The organism is Bradyrhizobium oligotrophicum (assembly GCF_051168495.1).
Classification (GTDB): Bacteria; Pseudomonadota; Alphaproteobacteria; order Rhizobiales; family Xanthobacteraceae; genus Bradyrhizobium; species Bradyrhizobium oligotrophicum_A.
Genome location: NZ_JBNPVB010000001.1, coordinates 524,807 through 544,434, shown reverse-complemented (window position 1 = coordinate 544,434; position 19,628 = coordinate 524,807). Strand labels below are relative to the sequence as shown.

General features: G+C 59.7%; 19 protein-coding genes and 2 pseudogenes. 11 read left to right on the top strand and 10 right to left on the bottom strand.

All coding sequences use genetic code 11. The annotated features are described in order from the left end of the window. Positions 1–21 precede the first annotated feature (21 nt). The 7 genes from ACQR1B_RS02355 to ACQR1B_RS02325 all read right to left on the bottom strand — a co-directional run bounded on the left by ACQR1B_RS02355 (position 22) and on the right by ACQR1B_RS02325 (position 6,281). Positions 22–1,233 (bottom strand): restriction endonuclease, encoded by a 1,212-nt coding sequence (locus tag ACQR1B_RS02355; protein ID WP_434831425.1) that lies wholly within the window; start codon positions 1,231–1,233, stop codon positions 22–24. Between the two features lie 53 nt (positions 1,234–1,286). Beyond that, the gene (locus ACQR1B_RS02350) at positions 1,287–2,000 is read right to left on the bottom strand and encodes an AbiV family abortive infection protein (RefSeq protein WP_434831426.1); all 714 of its coding nucleotides are present in this window, start codon (positions 1,998–2,000) and stop codon (positions 1,287–1,289) included. Further along, on the bottom strand, positions 1,990–2,988 hold the full coding sequence (locus ACQR1B_RS02345) for a restriction endonuclease (protein ID WP_434831427.1): 999 nt from the start codon (positions 2,986–2,988) through the stop codon (positions 1,990–1,992). Before ACQR1B_RS02345 ends, ACQR1B_RS02350 begins: the two co-directional genes overlap by 11 nt. Before the next feature lie 45 nt (positions 2,989–3,033). Beyond that, positions 3,034–3,933: a bacteriophage abortive infection AbiH family protein gene (locus ACQR1B_RS02340; RefSeq protein ID WP_434831428.1), complete on the bottom strand. Its 900-nt coding sequence runs from the start codon at positions 3,931–3,933 to the stop codon at positions 3,034–3,036. Positions 3,934–3,992: 59 nt separating this feature from the next. After that, positions 3,993–4,682, bottom strand: coding sequence for a hypothetical protein (locus ACQR1B_RS02335; protein WP_434831429.1), 690 nt, complete (start codon positions 4,680–4,682; stop codon positions 3,993–3,995). Next, on the bottom strand, positions 4,679–5,191 hold the full coding sequence (locus ACQR1B_RS02330) for a hypothetical protein (RefSeq protein WP_434831430.1): 513 nt from the start codon (positions 5,189–5,191) through the stop codon (positions 4,679–4,681). Before ACQR1B_RS02330 ends, ACQR1B_RS02335 begins: the two co-directional genes overlap by 4 nt. 343 nt (positions 5,192–5,534) lie before the next feature. Beyond that, a complete protein-coding gene (locus tag ACQR1B_RS02325; protein ID WP_434831431.1) occupies positions 5,535–6,281 on the bottom strand; it encodes a hypothetical protein in 747 nt (248 codons plus the stop codon). A 247-nt stretch (positions 6,282–6,528) separates the two neighbouring features. Between ACQR1B_RS02325 and ACQR1B_RS02320 the strand changes: the two genes are divergently transcribed. Genes ACQR1B_RS02320 through ACQR1B_RS02295 form a run of 6 tightly spaced genes read left to right on the top strand, consistent with a single transcriptional unit; the run spans position 6,529 to position 12,957 of the window. Continuing rightward, positions 6,529–7,017 (top strand): hypothetical protein, encoded by a 489-nt coding sequence (locus ACQR1B_RS02320; RefSeq protein ID WP_434831432.1) that lies wholly within the window; start codon positions 6,529–6,531, stop codon positions 7,015–7,017. Positions 7,018–7,071: 54 nt separating this feature from the next. Beyond that, positions 7,072–8,667, top strand: coding sequence for an ATP-dependent nuclease (locus tag ACQR1B_RS02315; protein ID WP_434831433.1), 1,596 nt, complete (start codon positions 7,072–7,074; stop codon positions 8,665–8,667). A 10-nt stretch (positions 8,668–8,677) separates the two neighbouring features. Further along, a complete protein-coding gene (locus ACQR1B_RS02310) occupies positions 8,678–9,724 on the top strand; it encodes a UvrD-helicase domain-containing protein (RefSeq protein ID WP_434831434.1) in 1,047 nt (348 codons plus the stop codon). 8 nt (positions 9,725–9,732) lie between these two features. Then, positions 9,733–10,344: a hypothetical protein gene (locus ACQR1B_RS02305; protein WP_434831435.1), complete on the top strand. Its 612-nt coding sequence runs from the start codon at positions 9,733–9,735 to the stop codon at positions 10,342–10,344. Then, a complete protein-coding gene (locus ACQR1B_RS02300) occupies positions 10,341–11,558 on the top strand; it encodes a restriction endonuclease (RefSeq protein ID WP_434831436.1) in 1,218 nt (405 codons plus the stop codon). Before ACQR1B_RS02305 ends, ACQR1B_RS02300 begins: the two co-directional genes overlap by 4 nt. A 10-nt stretch (positions 11,559–11,568) precedes the next feature. Further along, complete coding sequence (locus ACQR1B_RS02295; protein ID WP_434831437.1) at positions 11,569–12,957, top strand: hypothetical protein; 1,389 nt, start codon at positions 11,569–11,571, stop codon at positions 12,955–12,957. A 45-nt stretch (positions 12,958–13,002) separates the two neighbouring features. Here the strand turns inward: ACQR1B_RS02295 and ACQR1B_RS02290 are convergent, their stop codons facing one another. Next, positions 13,003–13,593, bottom strand: a complete 591-nt coding sequence (locus tag ACQR1B_RS02290; RefSeq protein ID WP_434831438.1) for an SOS response-associated peptidase — start codon at positions 13,591–13,593, stop codon at positions 13,003–13,005. Positions 13,594–13,649: 56 nt separating this feature from the next. Between ACQR1B_RS02290 and ACQR1B_RS02285 the strand changes: the two genes are divergently transcribed. From ACQR1B_RS02285 to ACQR1B_RS02265, 5 genes and pseudogenes are all read left to right on the top strand, one after another. Then, positions 13,650–14,159 (top strand): SOS response-associated peptidase family protein, encoded by a 510-nt coding sequence (locus tag ACQR1B_RS02285; protein WP_434831611.1) that lies wholly within the window; start codon positions 13,650–13,652, stop codon positions 14,157–14,159. A 140-nt stretch (positions 14,160–14,299) separates the two neighbouring features. Continuing rightward, the gene (locus tag ACQR1B_RS02280; protein ID WP_434831439.1) at positions 14,300–15,388 is read left to right on the top strand and encodes a DUF3800 domain-containing protein; all 1,089 of its coding nucleotides are present in this window, start codon (positions 14,300–14,302) and stop codon (positions 15,386–15,388) included. Positions 15,389–15,591: 203 nt separating this feature from the next. After that, a pseudogene (locus tag ACQR1B_RS02275) lies at positions 15,592–16,528 on the top strand (ArdC family protein). A gap of 830 nt (positions 16,529–17,358) precedes the next feature. Beyond that, positions 17,359–18,220, top strand: a pseudogene (locus ACQR1B_RS02270) (ParB/RepB/Spo0J family partition protein); the annotation flags it as partial. A 14-nt stretch (positions 18,221–18,234) separates the two neighbouring features. Next, positions 18,235–18,402, top strand: a complete 168-nt coding sequence (locus ACQR1B_RS02265; protein ID WP_434831440.1) for a hypothetical protein — start codon at positions 18,235–18,237, stop codon at positions 18,400–18,402. Positions 18,403–18,925: 523 nt separating this feature from the next. On the opposite strand, the gene ACQR1B_RS02260 is transcribed toward ACQR1B_RS02265, so the two are convergent. Both ACQR1B_RS02260 and ACQR1B_RS02255 read right to left on the bottom strand, forming a co-directional pair. Then, positions 18,926–19,171, bottom strand: coding sequence for a conjugal transfer protein TraD (locus tag ACQR1B_RS02260; protein WP_434831441.1), 246 nt, complete (start codon positions 19,169–19,171; stop codon positions 18,926–18,928). Position 19,172: 1 nt separating this feature from the next. Next, positions 19,173–19,499: a conjugal transfer protein TraD gene (locus tag ACQR1B_RS02255; RefSeq protein WP_434831442.1), complete on the bottom strand. Its 327-nt coding sequence runs from the start codon at positions 19,497–19,499 to the stop codon at positions 19,173–19,175. Between the last annotated feature and the right edge of the window lie 129 nt (positions 19,500–19,628).

The window sequence follows — 19,628 nt, the reverse complement described above, 5'->3', positions numbered from 1 at the left end:
TAGTTACCGCTCAACGGCCGATCAGTGTCCCCGCAGGCCAAACTCGGCGATGATTGCAGGCCGAGCGGCGAGGAGACGTTCGAGATGGCTCTCGGGCCACATCTCGATGCGCGGCGACGCCCCATTCGCATTGTGCTGCTCGATCCAAGTCACGGCATCAGCGGTGAACCGCCCGCTGGTTGCTATGATCAGCACATCGACCCGCGGATTGGGCCAAAGCGCCATTTGATCCTTCGTCGACGAGACCTCGGAGAGGCTCACGCTACGGCTCGTCCAATGCTTGCACTGGATCACGACACGAAGGCGCAGCGTGCCCGACAGCTCGTCCTGGATCACGCGCATCACAGATAGATCCCTACCTTTGTCAGGCGCCCTCGTCTGCATCAGCCACTCTGGATTCTCGTAGCCTGGCGTGTCGCTGATGAGCGTGAAAATCAGGCGCTCGAAAGCCTGGTCATCGATTTTGGACCAGGCCAATGCCGTCGTGATCGGCCCAGTCGGCCGCGCGGCAACCAAGGCCGACAGGTCCTCGACCTGCACAGGTACCGCCTCGTTGACGCCGTAAAGTCCCTTCCGCAAGGTATTCTTTACGTCCGGCCAATCCATCACTTCTATATCATGAAGGTCGCCGACATATCCAAAATGCATATGCCGCATCATGTCCGACCACCGCGCCGGCTTCTTCACGCTTGAGCCGAGCAGCACTTCAATCTGTTTCATGTGCTCACGCATGGTGCTCCACACTTCTCGTTCAATCTGGTCCCGCGGATCTGCATCCAGGCCGACGCCCGCACGAACAGTTCGGATGTCCGCATCGATCTGGTCGATCAGGCCGACGAGCGCATCCCGAATAAGCGCTTTGCGCATATTGTTGAGCCGGAAGCGATATTCTCGAAGTTCACGACCGGGCTCCTCGATCCAGCGTTCCACGGATACATGCGCGCTCGGCTCGTCGATCTCCATCGCGTCCAACCGGCTCTGCGCGAGCCCGTCGAGATCCGGAGGTGTCGCCGTCGGCTTCCATCCCCCGATTTTCGGAAGGCTCGCGACGAGAAGGTCGAAAGAGCGCGCGCGATCCTCGTATTCGACGTTTTCGCCGAAAGTGACACCGGTCGGGATCATAGCAACCATCTCGTCCCAGAGCCGTTCGAGCTTGATCAGATTGGCTTCCGTCGCCTCGAATTGCTCGAGGGCCGTCATAATGGAATTATTAGCAGCACTCGGCGTAGACATGCGCCCCCCCTTTCGCCCGCTATAGCGGCGATACTACGAGATAGAATTTTTGACTAAGCCCGATTTCCCAACTTTGCCTTTCCCGCCTCCAGAAAGCGCGACAACATCGCGTCCATCGCCTCGGCGAGATTGTCGGGCTTTTCCGCCCGCAACTTTTCCGATTCCTCCACAAGGTCAGAAAGCAGGTCTCGAAGGACGTCCGACGACGCCGTCAAAGTCCTCAGTGCATTCAATTCATTCTGCGCATAACCAAGAAACTCGGCGTTTCTCTCGGTGATCTCCTGAAGCATCTCACCGGTAATGCGTTCACTTGGCGCAACGAACTCGCTGCCAACCCAGTCCACATAGAACGAAGCGTTCTTCTTTTGATTTGACTCGCGGTGAAATTCGTCTTGCGTTCTCCTGAACGCTTCCATCGCGCCTTTCCAGTCGCCCCGCGCTCGTGCCTCTCGTTCCTCCTCGGACGGTACGAGCATGTAGGCATTGGACTTGTTTTTCGACGAATGCCGCGCGAACGCGGCAAGGATCTTCTTCTGATCAACCTCAAGACCGAGAACAAGGCTAACACCCCACGCTCCGAGATTGTTCACCTTTGAACACTCCTCGAGCGAAATCTGGTGCAGGCAAAGGGCGCGGGCCAGCGCACCGGCTTTCGCCAGCAGCTCCGCCTCAAAGAAAAGCTGTTGCGCATTGGTGAAGGTCTTCTCTGCGCCCTGGAGCAGAACCCCCAAGGACGCTTGATTCTCATCCGCCTTGCTATCGGCCACCCGCATCTCCATCGAAAAGGACTTCGGTTAGATTTTCTGGCGGCGACCAAATCCCAGACTTAGCCTTCACATATGTCCGGCAAAGAGTGACGATCTTCTCCTGATCCCCGAACCTCAATTTTTCTCGCTCAATCGTGGTGAGCTGCTCGAACGCATTCTCGGTAAATCCATAGGTCGACAGAAACAGGCCACCTGCCTTCTTTTCCGTGACAATCACCTTGAGTAACTTCGCGACCGCGTCGGCACCAACCCTGGTCGATGACCGCCAATGCTTGATCTCGACATAATAGGTCGCCTGCTTTCCGGCGACCTCACATTCCAGGATGACGTCCTTCCCGCCGTCCTTCGACCCTGGGGTGAGCGTCACCCGAAAGCCAAGCCCATCGAAGACCTCGGCAACGGTGCGCTCGACATCCCGCCATTCCAAATAGGCCAAGGCGCCGGGGTCTCGCGCGATGAGCCGGGCGAAACGCTCGCTGAGTTCGCGCAGCATGACCCGCACCTCTGTCTCTGCGTCGGGCTCAGCTTCCCGCACGAGCTCCAACCAGCTGCGCAGATCCTCAAGCGCTTTCAGTTCGACCGACAGGGGGAGGTCATGCTCGATCGTAGCCCTGGCCGCGGTAGTGAAGACGCAATTGCTGACGAGGATCACTCTACCCATCCCCCTCGACAGGCCAGCCCCGATTAGCTCCCTGACCTGCTCAACCGCGACCTTTCGTGCTCGTGAGTAAAACTTGGCTACCACCCCGAGGCTTTCCGCCGATCCGAGCGATGGATCACCGCGGACGCCCACGAAGTCGATCCCTTCGTCCCTGTGTGTGGATGTCGCTTGGAGGTCAAACCCTTCGACCCGGAGGATCGGCTTCAATACACCTCCCAAAATCCGCTCAGCCTCCATTGGCGATGGCGCCGATCCGACTTCGAGCCGGGAAATGTCTGCGATGATGCGGATATATTCTTCATTCGAAATTTTGGTCGCCGCGCGCATTACCGGATTTGTTCCCTTTCAATCTCTCCAACTTCTCCAGACCCTTCAAAACTCGCTCAGCAGGGCAAACTCGACCAAATGAGTTGGCACGCCGAGCGCCTCAATGCGCACGCGCAAGCCGTCGAGATCGCCGTAGTAGCTGATCTTCCACCGAACCCGATCAACGTCGATGTTGGCAATCACCTCGCCAAAATATGGGTGATCGACGTCGGACACCGAGTGTCCCATAACCAAGATCCGATCCACGTCCGAAAGGCCGGCGAAGAAGGAGGCATTGTTTTCAATGACTTTTGACGTCGGCTTGAACGTGTCCTTGAAGTAGTCGTCGACAAGTCGCTGCCCTTCGATGACGCGGATGTCCGCGTCCTCCGGATCTCGTTCAAAACGGTAAGGGTCGGGATTTGGATCCGGTTCCCACCCATGACCCAGAATAAGGGTGTCCGCTGGGTTCGCGGCCGCGCCGTGAATATGAAGTATGTTGATGTCAGGGACACCGTACAGGCGCTGCAATGACGGGGTGTAGTTGAAGTTCAGGAAGACCGCGGAGGGGTCGACCGGGACGCGCCGTTCAACGATATCCGAAGCGGCCGGAATGGGAAGTTGACGAATCCATTCGGCAAACCGCAAACGCAACGTCGTCGAAATCGCCTCGACCCCCTGTTCTATCTCGTATTGATAATCGTGGTGGTAAGCATCGCTCCAGTCCTCCGCCCCGTACCCGACGAGGAAATTTGAGGCGTCCTCGATCAGTGAATCACTGTCGAATGAGGCCAGCCGATCCTCAAACTCAGCCCAAAACTGCGCGTCCATGGCGAAGTATTTCGCGACCACCTCATAGATTTTGGAGTCGTGCTTTCGAAGATATTCGCCGAACGCTTTATATGACGACGGAATGCCGTGGTGGAGATCGAAGCCATTTCCAATGATGTAGAGAGTCTTCGCCATCGGATCCATCCTTCCGCAGTTCAAGGTTGACGATCGGAGTTGCCCATGCCCGCCGCCCATCAGTCATCCGTCTCCATGCCCACCTCCTCGATCAGCTCTTCGGCCAATTCCGAAAGCCACGGTGAGACGTCATCAATCTGCACCGCCTTGCCGTGGTCCGCGTAGTAGTCTCCGACCGTTCGGAAACTCTCACCGAACCGATCCGAGAACATTTTCTGCAGTTTGCTGTTTCTGCTCAGCACGCTCGACATGGCCCGGCCACCCCGCAAGAACCTGATCGCGTGCTCGGTCCCGAGCAGATAGAGGTGCTTACGCTTCGCCGTCGGATGCTCCGCAAGCAGCAGATAATCCTTGAAAACGGAATTCTGGCGGATCGTTTCCGCGCCGCCCCGCCACCGGATGAACTTGAATTCAGCAACCCGAAGATTGGTCTCAAGATCGAAGTCGCGGCCCGTATTCCCGGCGCCGAGCGATACAGATTCGACCCGCTCCCCCGGCTCGAGAATGTGCGGCAGACACATGAGGATGCCGAGCGCGTGGATCGTGACGTTGATTTGGCCGGCCAGCCGCTTCATCTCGGCGGCGGCCGCGAGAACGTCGCGGCCGGCCCCCGCGTTTTCAAGGAAGCCCCCGCAGTCTCCTGCCGTAACACCACGAACCGCGCCTTCAATGCGCGATAGTGTTTGCGTCAGGTCCGGGCCGGTGAATCGTCCGACCAATTTGACGATCTCGGCCGGGTCTGCGGTCAATCTGCTGCCTCCAGCTCCAGGTGCATCCATTCCGTCAACTCTTCATCCAATTCGGCATCAACATAGACGTCGCAACGAGGGGCAACCCCTGCCTTCACGTCGATCACCAGATGAAGGCCGACCAAATACCCATAGGGTCCAGCTTGCTCGGTCATGCCCTTGAGCTTCCAGATGTCCCCCTCGTAGTCCTTGTTCGTCGACTTCTTGACCTCGACGACCAGCAGGTTCTCCCTCCTTCCGACCCGATGCACGATCAGGTCAGGCACGATGGCGTCGTTGCCAATCAGTTCATCGTCGCTGAGACCGTATCGAAGACGTTTGATGACATCCTCGCGGCGATTCCATTCGAGATCGATCGACCAACCGGCATACTGGCCGTGCAGGAGATCCCGAATTCGAGCGACAAGCGCGCGCTCGGCCGGATCGGCATACGCAAGATCCTTGTCCTGCAGCAGTGCACGCACCGCAGCCGCGAATACTGAAAGTATCGCTTGCAAATCATCTCCCATACCACCCATTTATCATGAATTACTTCAAAGAAAATCGGGGGCTCCGACGTGAACACCGAAATCGGCGGCACAGACGCGAAAACTTCAGGCGCGCGTCTCAGCACGACGGCTCCCGCGCGCAGCAACAGTCGCGGTTTTCAAGCAGGACGTCGCGGCTCGTTGACCCGGACTGCCTCCCATGACTGACGAGCATTCACATTCATCGGAGTGAGGCGCCTGGACGCGCAACCACGTGGATGCGGCGCGTTGTTGCCGAAGATCAGGTCGACAATTTCACCGCGGCGGACGCGATCCCGATGAAAGTGCTCGAAAAAACACGGCGCCCTCGCCGAGGGCTAGAATGTCACTGCTCGACTTCACCCCCGCCCAGGAAATCTTCGATTTTCGGCGGCCTCTGATCTTCATCCTGAATGATGGTTCGCGACCAAAGGATCGACGTCTCGTAGACGGTGCTGCACAGCCGCACACCATCCTCCTCATACCAATGGGCCGCCTCAGGCAGAAGTTCGAACGGCACCGGATGCCGGGCGAAGGGGTTGTGAAAGACCTCCATCTCAGCCGTCCAGGGCTCGTATCCGTGAGGCCATAGCCCCCTATACTCGTCGCTCGTGATATCCAAGCAGAACGGAATGCCGGAGAGCGCCCCGGGGGTCCGGTCGAAGAAATTTCCAATCCGCACGTACCGCAGGCCCTTCGGCGCCCCGCCGCCGGAAATCGGCACGCGATACAGCTTGGCGATCGAGCAGGCATTCGAAAAAATCACCGCCGAAAGCTCCGCATGACGATCATCGGCGAACAACCCGGCGGGAAAGGCCGATGGCCCGAGCAAGTGCGTGGCCGGCATCGCGACGGCCTGCGCCCGGCCGTCCACTGTCGCGACCTGCGCGCCTTCTCCATACAAGTAGCCAATCAGTCCCTCCCGGCTCCAGATCATAGAGGACGGAGCCTGAAAGTCGGCGATGGCGATCACGAAGGGCTTGCCGGTGACATGAGGTAGCTTGTCGTAGTCCCGGTCCAGCTTGTTGCCCAACGTTTTCGCGAACCGCAGCGCGGCCGCGCCGAAGAACACTTCCTCTTTCTCCGTCGGCATTGCCCCGTGCGGTGCGTTCACATGATTGTACGCGACCGGCGGGTTTGCCCGTAACCGCTTCCACCCAGGCCTCGCCTCCAAGGCGGTTCGCGATATGGAAATCCGGAGACTCGTAGGGCTGTGTCACCAGCAACCCCTGCTCACGAAACGACGCAAGCAGTTGCGCCTCCCATATGCGGGTGTGGAAATTGCCGGTCTGGCAGTCGCTGACCCAGTTCCGATCCGGCTTAGGGAGGGCAAGATAGAGATGGTTCAGCGCCCAGGCGGCTGGGACATGCGATGGGCGCGTGAGCAGCTTGAAGACCTCGCTCGCTTCACGCCCTTGCAGATCAAACAGGGGTGGCCGCGCAGCGACCCCTGGTTTCATCGGCTCCAGCTCTTTGCCCTCGATCATCAACGGTTCGATAGCAAGCGTCGCCTCGTACAGCGTGCCAAAGTCGGTCGCCTCGGCGGTAATGCCCCACCCCGAATCAACACGGCGCCGCATGACGAGATACCCAAAGGGCCCTGTCTGATGGTACATCGTCACGATGCCCAACGTGCGCCCGTCGTCGGTCAGCCACGCCGCTCTCGGCTCTTTATCGCCGAAGCCGTGGCCTCGCGGCAGCGACAGCGCGTAGATATCAAACTCCCATTGCGGCAGCTCCCGCATATGTTCTCCGATCTTAACAACCTCGGCCCTTTGGGCGCCTCACCCACTCTACATAAAGTAGACCAAAAGCTGTTCTTCGACTAATCTTCCTACAACCTTGCCGTAGTGGCTTTAGGGGGCGGTCACTAGGAGGGCACGTTGTATATATCGCGGGTGATCATCAGTAATTATCGTTGCCTGAAGACAGTGGATGTCACTCTAAATCCCGATCTGAATATTATCGTAGGCGACAACGAGAGCGGAAAATCGACCCTGCTCGAGGCGATTAATCTTGCGCTCACTGGTCAGCTTAACGGTCGGCCGATTCAAACTGAACTTCACCCGCATCTCTTCAATGCCGAGACCGTGGCGAATTACATTGCCGCCCTCATCGCCAAAACTTCGGCCGCACCGCCAGCGATTCTCATCGAGCTTTATTTACACGACGATGCCGCCCTCTCGAAACTCAAGGGGACCAACAACACTCTCGGAGCCGACCTTCCCGGCGTCGCGCTCTCAATCGAGTTCAATCAGGACTATGCGGAGGAATTCAAATCCTACGTCGCGGACCCGACACTGATCCGGACCTTGCCGATCGAATATTACGTGGTGAAATGGCGCGGATTCGCTGACAACGAACTGCTCACCTCACGCTCGATACCAATCAAGCCGGCCTTCATTGACGCGAGCACAATCCGCAATAACGCCGCGGCGAGCCGTTACGTCGTAGACATCATGCGCGACAGCCTTAGCAAGGGCCAGAAGGTCGATCTCGCACTGTCATATCGCATGATGAAGGACGCGTTCCTCGACAATGCCAAGGTCAAGGGCGTCAACGAGGCGCTCGCCAAGAAGAAGGGCGGAATCTCGGAAAAGGCGCTTTCGGTCTCCCTTGACACGTCATCGCGCGCGACTTGGGAGACCGGCGTCATGCCACACCTCGACGATGTGCCGCTTCCGCTCGTCGGCAAGGGAGAACAGAACGCCATCAAGATCAAGTTGGCTATGGAGTCGTCCGCCGACTCCCATCTGATCTTGATCGAAGAGGCGGAGAACCATCTGTCCTTTTCGAACCTCAACGAGCTCATCAGCCACATCGCCACGCGGCGCGGCAGCCGCCAGCTCATCATCACCACACACAGCAGCTTCGTCCTCAACAAGCTGGGCGTCGAGGCCGTGGTCCTGTTCCACCATGGCAAGTCGATCCGGCTCAACGCCCTGACCAGCGGCACGCAGGATTACTTCATGCGCCTGCCGGGTCACGATACCTTGCGGCTGATCCTGGCGAGGCGCGCCATCCTCGTCGAAGGGCCGTCGGACGAGCTGATCGTCCAGGCCGCCTATGTGAAACAGCACGGCAAAATGCCGCTCGAGAACGGTATTGACGTTATCTCCGTCAACTCACTCGCCTTCCGGCGCTTCCTCGAGATCGCGGTTCTCCTCGATCGGATGGTGGCAGTCGTGACGGATAACGATGGCAAGGTCGCCGCCCTCGCCACGAAATATGCGGACTACGCAGGAAAGCCGAAAATCAGCATCCTCTACGACACCGATGAAAAATACCCGACGCTCGAGCCGCAACTCCTCAAGGCAAACGGCAGAGCTGCGATCGAAAAGGTGCTCGGCAAGACGTTCGTTTCGGATGCTGCCCTGCTGGACTATATGAAGGACAACAAGGCCGACACGGCGCTGAGGTTCTTCAAGACGACGGAACCATGGATCGTTCCAGGGTACATCGCCAGTGCCGTCAGCTAATCGGATCATCATGTGCGCCGCAGGCGGCGGCAAAACCACCCGCATCGTCGGCGAGGCCGCTGGGGGCGCCGAACGGTCGTTGCTCGTCACCTACACGCGCAACAACGAAAAAGAGATCGAGCGCAAGCTTTACGGCCTGGGACCGGTCATCCCATCCAATCTCGAAGTGATGACATGGTTCGGCTTCCTGCTGCGCGACCTCGCGCGTCCGTATAGGCGCGTGATGCACGACCGCCGGATCGAGGGACTTCAGTGGGAGGAAGGACGTTCCGTTCCCTACATTCCAGAATCGAACACCGCCGCTCACTATTTCGCGGGCGGGCGCCTCATCTATTCCGATAAGATCTCGAAATTCATCTGCGAGTGTAACCGCCGGACGAACGGCGCGGTCATGCGCCGGCTCGCGCAGCGCTTCGACCACATTTTCGTGGACGAGATTCAGGATATGGCCGGCTACGATCTCGACGTCGTCGAACTTATCTTGAAGGCAGGAATCAAGCTCACCCTGGTCGGCGACCACAGACAGGCCACCCTCAAGACCAATCAGGGCAAGAAGAATGGAGCTTTCGGCGGCATCAACATCATCAAGAAATTCAAAGCATGGGACAAAGCCGGGCTCGCGGCGCTGACCTACGAACAACACACCCATCGCTGTCATCAGCACATCGCTGATCTCGGTGATCGCTTCTTCCCCAATGAGCCCGCCACCAAGTCCCTGAACGACATTGTGACCGGTCATGATGGTGTGTTCATCGTCGCACCCGCGAAGGTCGATGCCTACGTGGCGATGTTCGCACCGCAGGTTCTGCGGTTCGACAAAAAGACCGCCTGCCGCGATCTACCGGCGATGAATTTCGGCGAGTCAAAGGGCCTGACCTTCGACAGAGTCATGATCTTCCCACACGGCCTTGCAAAAAAATGGCTAAGCACGGGCCAGATCAGCCACGTCGAGAAATCGGTCGCGAGGATGTATGTCGGCGCCACGCGCGCGCGGCACAGCCTTGCCTTTGTTCACGATGGCGCGGTGGCGATCCCCGACGTCCAACTCTACAAATAGGAGGTGCCATGACGGAGGAGAACGCCTTCGAATCGATTTTGAATAGGGAATTCCGATGGCCGAAGGCCGGCGATCGGCCTTTCACGCAATCGCAGAACTGGCAGGACAATGCTTACATCGACCCGCACGGTCACGGCCGGCTCGTGATGATGATGGCGGGGTATAAGAGAGCGGCCGACTTGATGGTCGAGCGCGCGATCGCCGACGACGTTGATCAGTCGTCCTTGGTCTATCCGATCATCTTCAACTACCGGCAGTTTATCGAGCTGTCGCTGAAGTACCTGATCTCGACCTACGGCCACACCGTGGGCGTCGACGCAATCTGGAACACCCATGACTTGGGCGACCTGTGGAAGGCACTAATGGCCGTTCTCACCGGCTACGGCCACCGGGACGTCGACGGGACCGATCCGACCGTCGCGCAGATCGTCGCCGAGTTTGCCAAGGTCGATCCAAAATCCTTCTCGTACAGGTATCCCGTCGACATCAAAGGCCGCCCGATTCCGATCGCCCACAGCGAGCTCGACCTCGCTGCGCTCGCGGACGTAATGAACGCACTCGACGGCTATTTCTCCGGGACAGACGGCTATCTGGACTCTCTGCAGGGCGCCGGACCATGAGCCGCGACGAAGAAACCCATTTTACGACGTGCCAAAAGTGGTCGGACGCCGATCTCGAGGTGGAAATAACGACCCTGCAGGCGGCAATTCAAAGCTGGGCAGAGAGCGAGGATCTCTGGTTTGACTGCGGCTTCAAACCCTTTTTGGACCATGTCGGAGGGGAGCCGCATGAACCGCCGGTCGTAACACTGCTGATATGCGGAGGCGATCTGGTCACGGTGCTTGGCGGAGAGGATCCTGACGGCCACGAGCCCGCTTTCAGAGAAATCCTCGAAAAGCGCGGATACTTCTACGAAAATCTCAATGGCTACACGATGGCCATTTATACCGAGGTCGAGCCGCTCTCTTCAGCGTTTGTTCGCTATTTTCATTGGCGCTGGGTCTGCAGCCTCATCACCCAAGACACCGCCGATGTTTATCAAGAGCTGTACGATCATTTCGTGCGCAATCCGGATGATCTCAATCGCCTGCATTGGCGCGACTTCGAGACGCTGCTGTTTCGCATATTTCAGAATCAGGGATTTACGGCCGAGCTTGGCCCCGGCACTGCCGATAACGGCGTCGACCTCCGGCTTTGGCAACGAGACCCCATTGGCGACATCCTCACGGTCGTACAGGCAAAGCGGTACGCCATTGGCAACAAGATTGATCTGACAAATGTCGCAGCTCTGTATGGGATCGGCATCGGAGAAGGTGCGAGTAAATCCCTGTTTGTCACCACATCGAGCTATTTGCCAGGAGCCCGTCGATGGGCCGCTCGATTCCCAAATTCGATTGAACTTGCCGAACGACAAGACGTCGTAAACTGGTGTGCCAGAGCAACGGAAGGTATCATCACCGACAAATCATCTTTAGTCTCGTCCGAAGCCGTTGGTCGGCTAATCTCGGAAGTGGCTAATCGCCGCGACCCCCGGGTGCTCCATGCGCATTCCGGATACAGCGTCATCCGGAACAACTTCGCGCTGGTCATCAAAGAAACCAGACACGCCGCATTGCTGATGGGACTCGGCAATCACACGGTGTCTGATGACGGCTACAGTCAAAGGGGCTTCGAGGTCCCACAATTCGGTCCTTCAACGATGACCAGGCTCAAAGGCGACCTGGTTTGGCGCGCGAAGCGAAAACTCGACAACGGAAGAGTTTCCTATTGGGATGGTTCGAATCTCTACCACGCCTGGAGCGGCGAGCCGGTGAGTTTCGACCTCGCCGACTAATTAAATTCTGGTGGTCGGCTATCACATCGTGGCCCCGGCCGATCCGACAACGCAGCGATCTAAAGCACGCAAGAACAACAGAGGTACAATCGTGACGGCCGAGGGGTCCCCCAAAATATTCTGGTCATGGCAGAGCGACTATTCGCCGGAGACCTGCCGCAGCTTTGTGCGCGCCTCGTTGGTCGAGGCCATCGAAATGATCAATAGCGAGATGGACGTCAACGACGCCGACAGGCCAGAGGTCGATCACGATACGAAGGGCGAACGGGGCATGGTCGATATCGCCTCCACCATCCTTACGAAGATCGCCAACGCCGCCGTATTTGTCGCAGACCTGACGCCGATCGCGCGGTCGCCGGCGCCGGCAGAGAAATGGCTTCCGAATCCGAACGTCATGATCGAATTGGGCTGGGCGATGCAGAAGCCCGGTTGGGAGCGAGTCATCGGCGTCCTGAACACGGCGACCGGAGCCGAAATCGAGGACCTTCCTTTCGACATCCGTCAGAGGCGGGTGATCACCTATCATCTGGCCGACGGCGCAGACCAGGCTACACGCAAAAGCGTGAAGAAGAAGCTGGTCAGGGAATTGAAAGGCGCGCTCGAGATCAATCTCGCCGGCCGGGCCGAAGAGATCGCCGCGGCTGCGACGATCACAGGCGTGTCAGCCAATGCGCAAAACCCATCCATCTGGGCGTCGGCGAAAGACATCCTTGTCCATAACGATGCATTCGGCCGGCCTGGGCGAACCGAGGTCCGGCTTCCCGACATCCCGCGCGCCTACATCCGCGTCACGCCGGCAGGCTGGAAGACGCATCCTCCATCGGTCGCCGATATTGCAAACCTGCCTCAGTCGCTCACCGTCGAAGCCCCGCACGACACCGCCGTCAATGGCGACTTCGGTGCAACCGAAGAGGGTTTCGTAAGGTATTGGATCACGGGTGGGCATGGCGAACCGATTTCCTCGACCAACATGACCATGTTCTTTGACGACACCGGCGAATTTTGGATGCTTCATGGCAGCGTCATCGTCCCGCACAACGGCTATTCGCTTCTGAAAGACCAACCGATGCTCGGGCAGTGGTCGCAATTCCTTCGCCGTTCGATGGTCGTGATGGACCGATTCGGCGCGCACGCCGCTCGCCGTGTCGAGGCCGGCCTCTTCAATGTTCGCGACCTGCGCTGGTATGCAGAATGGGAGATGGACCGGATACAGTCTCGACGTAACGAAGCGATCGAATTCCGACAAAGTCAGGATTGGAATAACACCGCCCAGATCACCTTTCTGACAAACGCCTACAATCGGGTCCGGAACCTCTTCGCATTGCCCCGTATCCCAGAAGCCAAGGTCTTGGAAATCCTCGGGCACTTCGATCCGGAGCGCTTCAGATCCCAAGAGTAACAGACGTAAGCCGGCTAGAGGCTGGCAGGCGAGCCACGCCCTGATCTAACCGATCTGCTCCACCTGCAAGCTCCCGGCGGGGAGCGGCCGGATTAGCGATTGAGCCGGCACGGTAGGATCGAGCCAGTCGGCCCAGGCTTCGCGCCCGAGGATGACGATCTGCCGGTCGTGATATGGCGCGATGTCGGGTCCCGGCTCCATCGTCAGCATGGTGAAGGCCTCGCCGACGTACTTCGTTTCGCGCCAGATGCCGGCGATGCAGAAGATCGGCTCGTCACGCTTGGTGAAAAGCCACTTGTCCTTGCGCTTCTTTCCCTTCTCGGCCGGATCGGTGAACTCGTAGAAGCCGTCGGCCACGATCAGGCAGCGGTTCGAGGAGAACTCGCGTCCCTCCGATCGGAAATTGTAGACTGGCCGCTTGTTCTGGCTCGGCCAGCTCCAGCGCCGCTGCACCAGGTCACCTTCGCCGAGCACCCCCTCAATCGTGCGGATGATCGGAGCCATGTCCGTGATCTTGATGTCGTCGCGCGCCTCGATGTTCGGCGCGCCCTCCCCGAAGCGGATCTTGATCTTGAGGTCGGCAAAGTCCTCCATGATGGAGGCCACGTCCACCTTCAGTCGGTAATCGTTGCACATCGGTCCTCCGTCCCGATCGCCATTGCCTTGCGACCGTGTTCTTGTTATGTTCGCGGATTATGAGCTCAACGGTTTTCGATTCCGAAACATCGCTCGACGAACGCCGCGTCATCATACGGCGTGTCGGCCACGATGTTGAGATGGTGGAGCTGAACTGGGGCCTGCAGCCCCGCGAGAGCAGCGGCAGGCCTTTTACGGTCGTGCGTGCAGAGGGCCGCGTTTTCCCAAATCATCGATGCCTGGTGCCGGCATCGGAATTCCGTCATCGCAGCCACGGCAAGAACTACAGCTTCAAACTGGAGAGCGGCGACTTTTTCTATTTCGCCGGCGTCTGGCGACCAGCAACGCGGGGTTGGCGCGAGTCCTACGCGATCCTCACAACAGTAGCCAACGATGACGTCGAAGCCTACCACGATCGGCAGATGGCCGTGCTGCGCCGGGACCAGCGGATGGCTTGGCTCGACATGACCGTGCCGGAAGACGAACTTCTGGTGCCTCAACCGCGCGGCAGCTTCCATGTCTCACGCCTGCGAGATTTTCACGCCCAGGCGGCATTCGCCCTCTGAACCGTCTTTGAATCCGTACATTCGCTGTTTGCGGCCAACATAATTGGCCTTGCGCCGCCACCCGTCCCATCGATTTCGCCGAAGACAAGGCATAGCGTAGACGAAAGCCCAAGGGAGATCCCTTTTACGACACGAAAGACGTGCCGACATTGCCAGACAACGCAGATATGGAATGCTTTCGCATCGATGAAAGCGGATATACGGGCTTCGATCTCCTGAATGCTGACCAGCGTTTCCAGGGCGCGTCCGCGATTGCCATCAGCGACGAGGATGCCGCACGCCTCATCAAGGAACACTTCCCGCGGCTCCAGGCGCCGGAGCTCAAATATCGATCGCTGTCGCGCCGCTCTGCCAATCATCAGCGGCTACTTGCTCTACAGCGTGATCTTCTCACCCACTACAAGAGCGTCACCTATGTCTGCGACAAGCGCTTTCTGCTTGTCCTCATGTTCGTCGACTATGCCGTCGAGCCGTTCTACTACGAACGGGGCCTCAATTTTTACGAAAACGGGCAGAACTACGCGATGGCGTCGCTGCTCACCATGGCGGGGCCTACACTTCTTGGCCAGGCGGCGTTCGACACCATGCTCGCCGCGTTCCAACACGCCGCCACGGAGAAGACGCCAGACGCGCTGAGGGCGCTCGTCACCGCCACGCGCGCGACACGGTGGCGTGAATTTCCCGAGGCGCTCGGACCGCTTGCCCAGTACGCCGCACCCGAATGTCTTTCGGCGATCGCAACGCCCGGTGTGAACACGGACGCTGCGCTGGTGGTGCTGCAGTCGCTCATCAGCCGCATGGAGGTGATGGCCGACGGCGCTTATCGCGTCGAGCACGACCAGTCGAAGAATCTGCTCACCTACCACGACCTGCTACAGCGCTTCATTGATCACGACCAGGCTATCGAGTTCCGCCAAACCGAAATCGCGACCCTGAAATTCCCGCTCAAGCTCTCCGAAGTCACGCAGGTCGATTCCAAAACGAGCCCTGCGGTGCAACTGGCCGATGTCATGATTGGCGCCGCGATCGAAGCGGCAAACAATATGACGGGCCTGCGGTCCGGCGGGCTCGATCCCGAGGCGGTGATGGCACTCTACGGTGACGATCAATTCATCCATTTGATCCCCTCGGTCGACTTCGAGGAGCAGCGGCGTTTCAGGCAAGGCACGCAGGCGGCCGAGCTGATCGACTATTTTGCCGCAAACTTCGCTGGCCCACGAGAAAGCTGAACCAACGGAGCGTTGATCTGCACCTGCATCGAGAACAGGGGAAAGCCTTCCCCTGCGCCCGAGCCTTGCGGTCTCGCTCGACCCCTTCTGCGGGGCCTGCCGCCCCGCAACGCCCCCGCACGAGAGGAAGAGTGCGGACCGGTTTGCCGTGACGGGTTGAGGGCTGGAGGAAAGGCTTCCGGCGCCCGTCACGGAGACCCGCGATGACCAAGCATCAGCGCCGGGCTGCCCCCGATCGGGCGAGCCTCTATGACGACATCACCAACAAGATCATCGCCGAGCTGGAAGACGGCCGGTTGCCCTGGGTTCAACCTTGGGGAACCGCGGCGGCCAAGGCGCCGCTCGCCATGCCGCGCAACGCCTCGACGGGGCGCAGTTACTCCGGGATCAACGTCCTGATCCTCTGGGGCGCCGTGATCGAGCACGGATATCCCGGCCAGAGCTGGCTCACCTTCCGACAGGCGCTCGCCCTGGGCGGCAATGTCCGCAAGGGCGAACGTGGCACGACCGTCGTCTATGCGGACCGCTTCGTGCCCGACGACGAGAAGAAGCGTGCCCGCGAAACCGGTGAGGACGCGCAGGCCATTCCGTTCCTCAAGCGTTTTACGGTCTTCAATTCTGCTCAATGCGAGGGTCTGCCGGACGATCTCGCCGTCCGCGCTCCCCCGCCTGAGCCGGGCCTCATCGAGCCGCGCGTCGAAGCGCTCATTAAAGCGACCGGCATCGACTTCCGAATCGGCGGCGATCGCGCCTTCTACGCGCCCGGTCCCGACTTCGTCCAGATCCCGCCGCCTCAGGCCCATTTTCGAGCCCATCAACTGGCACCGCACGGCGCTGCATGAACTCGGCCACGCGACCGGCCACGCCTCTCGCCTCGGGCGCGATCTTTCGGGCTCGTTCGGCACCAGGAAATACGCCCTCGAAGCGCTGGTCGCCGAGATCAATGCCGCCTTCTGCTCCGCCTCGATCGGCATCGTGCCGACGGTGCGGCATGCCGACTATATCGGCTCCTGGCTCGAAGTGCTGCGCGAGGACAATCGCGCGATCGTGCGTGCCACGAGCCAGGCAAGCAAGGCAGCGGACTGGATGCTTGGCCTTTTTTCAACGACACTCACGAGGAACCACCGCGCAGCGGCGTGACCGTCCGCCGATCGAACTCGTCAGGCGATCCCGCGACTCCGTTGCCTAGTATCTTGAACGAACGACGACTGGAGGTCGGATTGCGATCCGGCCTTTGATCTCCCGCTTCAAAGCGTCCGCACGGCCCCGGCGACAGGACGATTTCATCCGCGCTATCAGGCAATACCACGGCACACCGTCGACCGCCTCGATCCAAGCATCGTCCTTCGCATCCAATCCAATAATCCTGAGATGCCGCGTCGAGCCGACCGGAACGACGGCCCTCCACGGCAAGTCGTCATGGAGAACATCGATCTCCAGCGGAAATGCATTGTTAACCCGAACCGGGCCCGACCATTCAAACCTGAGGATCGCACCGTCCGCCTGAAACTCCTGCCCACGAGATGCTGGCCTGCCCTCGACAAAAGCATTTAGGCAAGCGTCGCCGCCTCCAGCTGTCAGAAATACGCCCGATCTTACAATCGATATCGCATTCTCAAGGCTCGTATAATGAATCAGTATCGGCACTCTTCTGCCCCATTGCTTGCGCGATTGTTCATTCGCCCCGCTCCTGCCCCGCCAACATAGCGGGGAGCTTAACCGCCATCCTGGAAGAATGAGCGTGGCCGATCTCGCCACGGTCCTGATGGTATCGTCGTCGATTGGTCTGTAGCTCCCGTTCAATCCCGAAACGCGGAGTCCGCGCACGAGCCGGTCGCTTCGAACGGACGAACTGCCGCGTACCCAATCGGACGCAGCCACGCGCAAGAGTGAGAGGAGTGCGGGGATTTCCGTTACGGGTTGAAGGCCGGGAGAGAGGCTTTCGGCCGCCCGTCGCGGAGTAAATCCCGATGACTACTGTCATTCAGAAGATCACCTTGTCGTCCTCGCGCGACATCCCCTTCAATAAATTCATCCTGTCGCAGCCAACCTCCGGACCCGCAAGGACGGTGTCTCGATCGAAGACCTAGCGGCTTCGATCGCCCGTCGCGGCCTGATTCCGAGTCTCCATGTCCGGCCCATCCTCGATGCCGGAGGCGCCGAGACCGGCATGTTCGATATTCCCGCCGGGGGCCGTCCCTATCGCGCGCTCGAACTTCTCGTGAAGCAGAAGCGCCTCGGCAAGACCGCGCCGATCCCATGTGTTCTTGGTGACGCCAAGAGCTCCATCCTCGCCGAGGAGGTCTCGCTCGCCGAGAACATCGATCGGCTTCCGCTGACGCCGCTCGAGCAATTCCGCGCCTTCGCCGCGATGTTGTCGAGGGTATGTCCGAGGAGGAGATCGCTGCGGCTTTCCTCGTGCAGGTCCAGGTGGTCAAGCAGCGCCTGCGCCTGCTCACCGTCTCGCCTGCACTGCTCGCCGTCTATGAAACGGAGGAGATGACGCTCGAGCCGCTCATGGCGTTCACTGTCTCAAGCGACCACGCGCGCCAGGAACAGGTCTGGGACTCTATCAAGAACGCCTGGTCGAAGGAGGCATATCAGATCCGGCGCATGCTGACCGAAAAGACCGTTCGCGCGAGCGACAAGCGGGCTGTCTTCGTCGGCCGCGACGCTTACGAGGCCGCGGGCGGCGTGATCATGCGCGACCTCTTCCAGGACGACGGCGGCTGGCTGCAGGATGTGGCACTGTTCGACCAGTTTTTCACGGACAAGCTGAAGATCGTCGCCGAGGATATCGCCCGCGAAGGCTGGAAGTGGGTCGCGGTCTCGACGACACCAGCCGGATGGCGCTGCTGGCGCACTGCGTGAGCTACGGCGTCAACGCGCTGGTCGAGGACCGCTACGGCGGCGCGGGCCTCTGCCAGCACAGCCTTGGCCGCAGCATTGCCCAGGCCGACTGGCTTGCTCGGGCGGATTGGCGCTATTCTCTCTGCATCGCCGAATGGCACTGATGGCATTTGGCCCGCCGAGGCGGTACGAGAGGTCATCGAGGACTTCGAAAGCAAGCCGATGTTCGACGGGTTTTGGATCGGAAGGCGAAATCGGCGCGCATCACCACGCGGATGCCACGGGACGGCGGCAAGCTTGAGCGCACGCGGCTGCAAAATACCGTAGTTTCGCCGCTGCCCTCACCTATGCACCCCCGCACGGCAAAGGCTCTGAACGGCCTTGCCGACAGTTTCGAGGAGGAGGCAAGCCGCCACGATGAGAACGCCGAGAGGCTCGATTGGGAACCCTAAGCTCTGTCGGGCAAGCAGCCGCACGATAACGATCGCGGGCACGTTCCATGACTCCGTTATCGCAGCATGGGGAAGCTATCCGACATTGGGGCGCGCCCGCCCTGAAATGGCGCCGGCGGTCTGGTCCAATTGCTTGGAGCAGGCTTGCCTTCGCAGTGACCCCCGATTTCTTCCAGAGGTCCACTCGATCTGGCCGTCATCGCGCTCGGCAGCGCGAACGTACCATTGTCGCGCATCAACGATCTGTGCGTACGTGCATCGCCGGGTCCGTCTCGAACGCCTGCTTCCCCTTTGCGGCCCACAGCGCTCGTGCCCGTTTGCCTTGATCGCCCTTGAGCTTGTCGGCGATCCAGAGCAACGCTCCGAGAATGGTGGCGCGCTCGTCGCCGACTAGATCGACTACACCGGCTTTAACGATGAGGCCACCCAGTTCTATGAGGTGCCGCGTGCGCTTGCGGCGCTCGACCTGCCACGTGCGCATGTCATGTCGCGCCCTTTCGGCTTGATGCCGGTTGCGCGCCGCTCGGTTGCGTAGGAGCGCCGTCCGTGTTGCGGTCAGTTGTCGGTGCATTTTGCCGCGCCCGGCTTTGGAAGAACGCGGCCCCGCGCCTAGCCCATGCCTCCCTCTTTCCGGCCTCTTTGGTCTCGGCCAGCACGATCAGCGCGCCGGCGAGTTCGTTGGCGCTGAGCGCGTCAGCCCCCGTAGCGATGACGAGTTCACCGAGCTGCAGCACCTTGCGGCTCTTCAGGTCACGCGCCTTGTCCGTGAGTGCCTTCAATTCGGCATCGAAGTCCCGTGGTTTGCGCATTATCGTCTCCATCAGTGTCGATGGAGAAATGATAGCTTGGTACCCCGCACAATGCTGTAAGGTCATCAGGACGAGCTGAGACGGGATAGTCCCTCCCGAGAATTTTTCGAGGGAGGGCGCGCTTATACG

Coding starts and splice junctions, on each gene's coding strand:
- ACQR1B_RS02355 (WP_434831425.1), bottom strand. CDS start 1,233: ATGTCTACGCCGAGTGCTGCTAATAATTCCATTATGACGGCCCTCGAG.
- ACQR1B_RS02345 (WP_434831427.1), bottom strand. CDS start 2,988: ATGCGCGCGGCGACCAAAATTTCGAATGAAGAATATATCCGCATCATC.
- ACQR1B_RS02340 (WP_434831428.1), bottom strand. CDS start 3,933: ATGGCGAAGACTCTCTACATCATTGGAAATGGCTTCGATCTCCACCAC.
- ACQR1B_RS02330 (WP_434831430.1), bottom strand. CDS start 5,191: ATGGGAGATGATTTGCAAGCGATACTTTCAGTATTCGCGGCTGCGGTG.
- ACQR1B_RS02325 (WP_434831431.1), bottom strand. CDS start 6,281: ATGCCGACGGAGAAAGAGGAAGTGTTCTTCGGCGCGGCCGCGCTGCGG.
- ACQR1B_RS02320 (WP_434831432.1), top strand. CDS start 6,529: ATGGTTCAGCGCCCAGGCGGCTGGGACATGCGATGGGCGCGTGAGCAG.
- ACQR1B_RS02310 (WP_434831434.1), top strand. CDS start 8,678: ATGTGCGCCGCAGGCGGCGGCAAAACCACCCGCATCGTCGGCGAGGCC.
- ACQR1B_RS02305 (WP_434831435.1), top strand. CDS start 9,733: ATGACGGAGGAGAACGCCTTCGAATCGATTTTGAATAGGGAATTCCGA.
- ACQR1B_RS02300 (WP_434831436.1), top strand. CDS start 10,341: ATGAGCCGCGACGAAGAAACCCATTTTACGACGTGCCAAAAGTGGTCG.
- ACQR1B_RS02290 (WP_434831438.1), bottom strand. CDS start 13,593: ATGTGCAACGATTACCGACTGAAGGTGGACGTGGCCTCCATCATGGAG.
- ACQR1B_RS02265 (WP_434831440.1), top strand. CDS start 18,235: ATGGCGCTGCTGGCGCACTGCGTGAGCTACGGCGTCAACGCGCTGGTC.
- ACQR1B_RS02260 (WP_434831441.1), bottom strand. CDS start 19,171: ATGCGCACGTGGCAGGTCGAGCGCCGCAAGCGCACGCGGCACCTCATA.
- ACQR1B_RS02255 (WP_434831442.1), bottom strand. CDS start 19,499: ATGCGCAAACCACGGGACTTCGATGCCGAATTGAAGGCACTCACGGAC.